Below are 4,733 nucleotides of genomic sequence, written 5' to 3'. Positions count from 1 at the left end.
CGGCGTGACTTGGCGGGGCCCGCCGCGCCGGGCCGCCCCCGCGCGGTGGGGGGGTGGGGGGGGTCCCACCCCCCCCCCGGCCCCCCCGCCACCGTGCCGTCGGGGGCGCCCGGCGGAGGGCGCGCGGAGGGGGAGGACGCGGGATGACCGGGCGAACGGACACGACCGACGTACTGGTGCTGGGCGGGGCCGGTGTGGACACGATCATCCCCGTCCCCGAGCTGCCCCTGCCGTACGCCGACAGCTACATGATCGACTCGGGGATCCGCACCCGCGCGGGGCAGACCGGCGACTTCATCGCCCTCGGACTGGCCAGGCTGGGGCTGCGCACCCACCACCTCGACCTGATCGGCGACGACCCCGAGGGCGACCTCGTGCGCGCCCTGCACCGCGAGCACGGCATCGCCCTCACCGCGCTCCCGCAGCCGGCGGGCACCAAGCGGGCGGTCAATCTCGTCGGCCCGGACGGCCGCCGGCTGTCCCTGTACGACACCAGCCGCGCCCACCCCGACGACCGCTTCCCCGAGGCCCGCCTGCGCGCGCTGGCCGCCGCGAGCCGGCATGTGCACGTGACCATCACCCAGCCCTGCGCCCACGCCCTGCCGGTCCTGCGCGAGACGGGCGTGCCGCTCTCCACCGACCTGCACGACTGGGACGGCGAGAACCCGTACCACGAGCCGTTCGCGTACGCCGCCGACGTCGTCTTCCTGTCGGCCGCCGCCCTGACCGACCCCGAGCGGACCATGCGGCGCATCGCCGAGCGCGGGCGGGCCGAGACCGTCGTCGCCACCGCCGGCGCGGAGGGCGCCCACCTGCTGGCCGGCGGCGAGCTGACCCGGATACCGGCGGCGGCCCCGCCCGCGCCGGTGGTGGACTCCAACGGCGCGGGCGACGCCTTCGCCGCCGCGTTCCTCTACGGCAGGCTCAACGGGGAGCCGCCCGAGCGGTGCGCCCGGTACGGCGCCGTCGCGGGCGCCTACGCCTGCACCGTCCCGGCCACCCGCGCGGACGCGATAGGCCGGGACGAGCTGCTGCGACGGGCGTCGGACCCGAGCCGCTGAAGGCGCCGTGGGACGTCGGGCCCGCAGCCGGGTGAGGCGCCCGCCTCGCGGGGCGGGCGCCGGGATCAGTGCCCGTGGACGGCGTTCGTCGCCTCGATCTTCTTCCAGGACTTCGGCCGCTCCACCGCCGTACCCGACTTCGCCAGGCCCCGGACCGCCGGCGCGGCCGGCTTCTCCGGCTGGAACAGCCAGGTGTCGAACAGCGCGGCCAGCGGCTTGCCGGACACCCGCTCGGCGTACTTCTGGAAGTCGGCCACCGAGGCGTTGCCGTAGGCGTGCTCCTTCGGCCAGCCCTTCAGGATCGCGAAGAACGCGTCGTCACCGATCTCGTTGCGCAGCGCCTGGATGGCGAGGGCGCCCCGGTCGTACACGGCGGCACCGAACTGCTCGTCCGGGCCCGGGTCGCCGGGCTTCACCGTCCAGAAGGCGTCGTCGGCCGGGTGCGAGGCGTAGACGTAGTCGGCGAGTTCCTGCGCGGTGCCCTCGCCCTCGTGCTCGGACCACAGCCACTGCGCGTACCGGGCGAAGCCCTCGTTGATCCAGATGTCCTTCCAGCCCTTGACCGACACGTCGTCGCCGTACCACTGGTGCGCCAGTTCGTGCACGACCACCGAGGTGTTGGAGCCGTTCGCGAACTGACGCGGGCTGTAGTAGACGCGCGTCTGCGTCTCCAGCGCGTAGCCGGTGGTGGTGTTCGGCACGTAGCCGCCCGCCGAACCGAACGGATACGGCCCGAAGTAGCCGCTCAGCCAGTCCACGATCTCACCGGTGCGCTCCACGCTGGCCCGGGCGGCCCCGTCGTTGTCCCCGAGGTCCTTGCTGTAGGCGTTGACGACCGGCACTCCGCCGTCGGAGGTGCTGGTGGTGATGTCGAACCTGCCGAGCGCCAGCGTGGCCAGATAGGTCGCCTGCGGCTTGTTCTGCCGCCAGTTGTAGCGGGTCCAGCCCAGCTTCGAACTGGTCGACTGGAGCGTGCCGTTGGAGATGGCCTGGGTGCCGTCCGGCACGGCCACGGACACGTCGTAGGTGGCCTTGTCGCTCGGGTGGTCGTTGCTCGGGAACCACCACCACGCGGCCTCGGGCTCGTCGGCGGCCACCGCGCCGTCCGGCGTGCGGTGCCAGGTGGAGAAGCCGTAGGCACTCTTTGTCGACGGCACTCCGCTGTAGCGGACCACGACCGTGATCGCGGTGCCCTTGGCCAGCGGGGTCTTCGGGGTGACGACCAGTTCGTGCTGGCCGGACGTCGAGAAGGACGCCTTGGCGCCGTTGACCCGCACCTCGCTCACGTCCAGCAGGAAGTCCAGGTCGAAGCTGGACAGGTCCTGGGTGGTCTTCGCCAGGATCGTCGCCGTGCCCTGCAACTCGTCCGTCTTCGGCTGGTACTGGAGCCTGAGGTCGTAGTGCGAGACGTCATAGCCGCCGTTGCCGTAGTACGGGTAGTAGGGGTCGCCGATGCCCGGTGCGCCGGGGGAGTAACTCGCGGCCGATGCCGGGATCGCCAGCAGGAGGGAGGCCGCCGCGAGCGCGCCCGGTGCGATGATTCTGCGGTGCACGTCAGCTCCAAGTCGTAGGGACTGTGCGTCCGTTCGGAGATCTGTTCGGAGCCTATTCAGTCCCTGTGACCACTGACCTGTCCATCGCCACTTCTGTCACACGATCGCCATTCAGCCGTCACGCGCACCGCAAGGCCTTCTTCTGTACGGGCGTTGACGGGAGTACCGTCCGCGCATGCCGAAACGTACGCGCTCCACGACCTGGAGAACGCTCGTCACCGCTGCCGTCGCCGCCCTGACGGCCGCCTTCCTCACCCCGGCCGCCGCCCAGGCCGCGCCGCGGGAGAGCAGACCCGTCTACTCCTACGCCGACGCCGTCCGCGAGTCCGTGTGGGTGGACACGGGCCTCGACGAGGACGGCGACGGACGGACCGACCGCGTCGCCGCCGACATCGTCCGGCCCGCCGAACCCGCCCGCCAGGGCCGCAAGGTACCCGTCATCATGGACGCCAGCCCCTACTACTCCTGCTGCGGACGCGGCAACGAGAGCCAGCGCAAGACGTACGACGCCCAGGGCCACGTCGTCCAGATGCCGCTGTTCTACGACAACTACTTCGTCCCCCGCGGCTACGCCTTCGTCGGCGTCGACCTCGCCGGCACCAACCGCTCCGACGGCTGCGTCGACGTCGGCGGCCGGTCCGACATCCTGTCGGCGAAGGCCGTGGTCGACTGGCTGAACGGCCGCGCCAGGGCCTACACCAGCCGCACGGGCGGCACCCCGGTGACGGCCGGCTGGACCAACGGCAGAACCGGCATGATCGGCAAGAGCTGGGACGGCACCATCGCCAACGGCGTCGCCGCCACCGGCGTCAAGGGCCTGCGGACGATCGTCCCGATCAGCGCCATCTCCTCCTGGTACGACTACTACTTCGCCAAGGGCGCCCCGCTCTACGACGGCGGCCCCGACGAACTGGCCGGCTACGTCGAGAGCGCCGGCGCGCAGGCCCACTGCGCGGCCGCGCAGAAGAGGCTCGCCGACGGCAGCCCGCGCAGCGGCGACTGGACCCCGCTGTGGACCGAGCGGGACTACGTCAAGGACGCGGCGAAGGTGCGCGCCAGCGTGTTCCTGGTGCACGGGATGCAGGACCTCAACGTCCGCACCAAGCACTTCGGCCAGTGGTGGGACGCCCTCGCCCGGCACGGCGTCGAGCGCAAGATCTGGCTCTCCCAGACCGGGCACGTCGACCCCTTCGACTACCGGCGCGGCGCCTGGGTCGACACCCTGCACCGCTGGTTCGACCACGAACTCCTCGGCTACGACAACGGTATCGACCGCGAGCCGATGGCCGACATCGAACGCCACCCCGACCAGTGGGTGACCTCCGCCGCCTGGCCGCCGCGCGGCACCCGCGCCGCCGTCCTGCACCCGGCCGCCGGCAGCGAGCCCGGCGTCGGCGCCCTCGGGCTGCGCCCGGGCACCGGCACCGAGAGCTTCACGGACGACCCGGCGCTGAGCGAGACCGACTGGGCCGCGCACCTCACGACGGCCACGCCCGAGAAGGCGGGCTTCCTCACGGCGCCGCTCACCCGGGACCTGCGCCTGTCCGGTTCCTCCACGGTGACGGTCACCGCGACCCCGACGACCGGCTCCGCGCATCTGTCCGCCGTGCTGGTCGACGTCGGCCCGGACACCATCCGCGACTACGCCGACAGCGCCGAGGGCATCACCACCCTCACCGAGCGCAGCTGCTGGGGCGGGAGCACGGCCGGGGACAGCGCCTGCTTCAAGGAGACCGCGGCCAGGACGGCCGCCGTCGACGACACCGTGGTCAGCCGGGGCTGGGCCGACCTCGGCCACTACGCCTGGCCCGCCCGGGGCGTCCCGCTGACACCGGGCAGGGCGTACACCATCACCCTCGACCTCGCGGCCACCGACCACGTCGTGCCCGCGGGGCACCGGCTGGCCCTGATCGTCGCCGGTACGGACAAGGACCTCATCGACCCCCCGTCCAGCCGGCCGACGCTCACCGTGGACCTGTCCCGTACGTCGGCGACGGTGCCGGTGGTGGGCGGTGCGGCGGCGTTCGCCCGGGCCACCTCGGCCGGCGGTGCACCGCCGGCGCCGGCGGTGCTGGACGGCGTCGGGCTTCCGCGTACCGTCCGGCACGTTCCGGCGGGC

General features: G+C 72.9%; 3 protein-coding genes. 2 read left to right on the top strand and 1 reads right to left on the bottom strand.

Annotated elements, in window-relative coordinates:
* The first annotated feature begins 143 nt into the window (after positions 1-143).
* Positions 144-1,061, top strand: coding sequence for a PfkB family carbohydrate kinase (locus ABZV94_RS40270; RefSeq protein WP_356349852.1), 918 nt, complete (start codon positions 144-146; stop codon positions 1,059-1,061).
* A gap of 65 nt (positions 1,062-1,126) precedes the next feature.
* On the opposite strand, the gene ABZV94_RS40265 is transcribed toward ABZV94_RS40270, so the two are convergent.
* Positions 1,127-2,614, bottom strand: coding sequence for a M1 family metallopeptidase (locus ABZV94_RS40265; protein WP_356349849.1), 1,488 nt, complete (start codon positions 2,612-2,614; stop codon positions 1,127-1,129).
* Positions 2,615-2,789: 175 nt separating this feature from the next.
* On the opposite strand from ABZV94_RS40265, the gene ABZV94_RS40260 reads away from it, so the two are divergent.
* A partial coding sequence (locus ABZV94_RS40260; RefSeq protein ID WP_356349847.1) for a Xaa-Pro dipeptidyl-peptidase occupies positions 2,790-4,733 on the top strand: 1,944 nt, incomplete at its 3' end.

Source organism: Streptomyces sp. NPDC004658 (assembly GCF_040609555.1).
Lineage (GTDB): Bacteria > Actinomycetota > Actinomycetes > Streptomycetales > Streptomycetaceae > Streptomyces.
This window is presented reverse-complemented; position numbering and strand designations above follow the sequence as displayed.